The 2,579-nt window shown below is 53.2% G+C and carries 3 protein-coding genes; all 3 read right to left on the bottom strand.

All coding sequences use genetic code 11. The features are described 5' to 3' along the window. The coding region (locus tag ACI4N7_RS03740; RefSeq protein ID WP_439732024.1) for an efflux RND transporter permease subunit at positions 1-776 on the bottom strand (776 nt) is incomplete at its 3' end. Beyond that, positions 773-1,840, bottom strand: a complete 1,068-nt coding sequence (locus ACI4N7_RS03735; RefSeq protein ID WP_439732023.1) for an efflux RND transporter periplasmic adaptor subunit — start codon at positions 1,838-1,840, stop codon at positions 773-775. The genes ACI4N7_RS03740 and ACI4N7_RS03735, both read right to left, overlap by 4 nt. Further along, the gene (locus ACI4N7_RS03730) at positions 1,837-2,448 is read right to left on the bottom strand and encodes a TetR/AcrR family transcriptional regulator (protein WP_439732022.1); all 612 of its coding nucleotides are present in this window, start codon (positions 2,446-2,448) and stop codon (positions 1,837-1,839) included. The genes ACI4N7_RS03735 and ACI4N7_RS03730 overlap by 4 nt, the downstream gene beginning before the upstream one ends. Positions 2,449-2,579: the final 131 nt, after the last annotated feature.

Here is a 2,579-nt window from a genome sequence, read left to right as displayed (position 1 = left end):
CCCAGATGGAAATTCCGCTCTCCCACATGAATGGGAATATTCTCCAGGGCCGCCGTAGTTCCGAGAAGGCCGTCCACACGAATGGCCACATTTCTGGAATTGGTATGAATGGTGCCGGCAGGCATCATGGCGGACTGCTGCTGGAGCACCTTGTATATATCGGAAGGACTCAGACCGAAAGAAGCCAGCTTGTTCTGGTCCATTTCCACATAAATCATCTGCTCCTGCACACCGAGAAGCTTGACCTGCTGCACATCCGGCACCAGCACCAGACGGCGGCGGATGTCTTCGGCATACTTACGCTTTTCTTCATAGCTGTAATCATCGCCGGTCAGCGCGTAAATGGAGCCGTACACATCATCGAAGCGGTCATTGATGACAGGGCCTACCACGCCGGAGGGCAGATCGCCCCATACATCGGTCACGGCATTTCGTACATCGTGCCAGCGCTGCTGCACCTGAGATTTGGGCACATCATCCTTCAGATCCACATAGATAACGGTCTGGCCGTCATGAGTAAAGGACTTGATGTAGTCCAGCCCTTTTGTATCCTGCAGTTTTCTTTCCAGCGGATAGGTCACCTGGTTCGTTATCTGCTCCGCCGTTGCTCCCGGCCAGGCAGCAGCCACCACCATTTCACGGATGGTGAAATTCGGGTCCTCGCTTCGTCCCAGCTTGAAATAGGAAAAAATGCCGCCGATCAGGATGGAGATGATGAAGAAATAGACAATCTGCTTATGGCGGATAGCCCATTCCGCCAGATTGATTCCTTTCATGTTCTCACCTCTTCACCTTCTGTGAGCTTGGACGCCCCGGCCGAAACGATGCGGTCGCCCTTGGCAATGCCGCCGGTGATTTCTACCGTATCATCGCCATAGCGGCCTACGGTTACCGGCACCATATGTACTTTATTATCCTTTACCACCCATACGGAAGGCTTTTCGTCCTGGGTGGCCATGGCAGACAGCGGTATCATGAATCCCTGACTTTCTTCAGGGCTGCCGAACCTGACTTCCGCCGTCATGCCCACCACTACGGTATCCGGCGGGTCAATGAGCGTCACCTTGGCATCATAGGTGCCGGTCTGGGAATTGGGCGATGCGGCAATATCCCGCACTCTGCCTTCCACCGTCACTCCGGGGAGAGCCCAGAAGGTGACTGAAGCCGGTGTTCCTACCGCATAGGAACGGTACTGCTTTTCCGTAAGGGAAATATGAACATCCAGTCTGGAATCATCAATGATGGTTACCACCGGCGTGCCGGCCGAGACTACCTGTCCCACTTCATAGAGGGTGGAGCCGATGACACCGTCCCTGTCCGCCGTGAGCAGCGTGAATCCCAGATTGTTCTGAGCTCTGGAAAGAGCGGCTTCCGAAGAATCCAGCTCCGCCTGGGCCAGTTCCGCCTGATTTCTCACCTGGTCCATATTCAGGTCGGAAATGGCATTGGCCGCATGGAGCTTTTCATAGCGGGCCTCTGTAGAATACGCCAGCTCTGCCTTGGCCCTGGAGGCAACGACGGCACTCTGCGCAGAAGCTACCTGTTCTTCCGCATCCTTGGAGTCCACTTTCATCAGCGCTTCCCCTGCAGTTACCCGCTGGCCCTGATCCACGTAGCGGGCCATAATGCGTCCGCCGGTCTGAAAGGCCAGAGGCGATTCAAAGTATCCATGCACCGTACCGGAAAAGGTTGTCTTCTCTCCCTTCGCTGTTTCCCCGGCCACCACGGTTTTCACCAGAGGAGCCTGGGTCGTCGGAGCAGACTGCTTTCCGCAGCCCGCCAGCAGGAATGTCATGCCCGCTGCCGTAAGGCACACCCACTTCTTCCAGTTCTTCATCATTTGTCCTCCCCTTTACCGTCAAATACCTCTTTCTCTCCGGCAGGATGATTTCCATCCTCCCGCTTTTCCAAACCTTTCAGCATAATGTCTTCCAGAAGTTCCAGCACATCCTTGCCGGTCATATTCATTTCCTTCAGAAAATCCGGATTTGTCAGACCCTGGGCTGCATAAAACACACACTGCCGCACCACAGGAAGATTCACCCTGCGGTACTCCCCTTTATCTACGCCTTCCTTCAGAAGAGCCATCATATCATCAAACTTGGCTTCCCGATATGCCTGCCACTCTTCCCATATATCTTCATAGCGCATTTCCAGATCTTCATTCACCGCGTCAGGCAGATACCAGAATGTCTTGAAAAACAACCCGCAGAAAGCCATCAGCCGGCTGTTGACGGGCCCCTTTCCATGAACGAGAGCCTCCGCCTTTCTATCAAACCGTTCCATGGCCCAGTGCATAACCAGCCGTATGAGGGATTCCTTTGAATCCACCATTTTGTAAATAGAACTTTTACTGGCGTGAAGCTTCCTGGCCAAATCATCCATGGTAAACTTCAAAGACCGGGCTTTCATTTCCTCCAGTGTCGCCTTCACAAGTCTGTCTTTCATTTCCGCCTCCGAGTACTGAATCAGTTTTTTTAGTACTACAGCTATTATAAAAGATGTGGGTAATGAATGTCAATCATACATAGTGAGCTAGTGAGCTGATGAACTGGAAAGCGGGGAATCAGCCGACTTCC

It is taken from the genome of Dialister sp., assembly GCF_051885895.1.
Classification (GTDB): domain Bacteria; phylum Bacillota; class Negativicutes; order Veillonellales; family Dialisteraceae; genus Dialister.
This window is presented reverse-complemented; position numbering and strand designations above follow the sequence as displayed.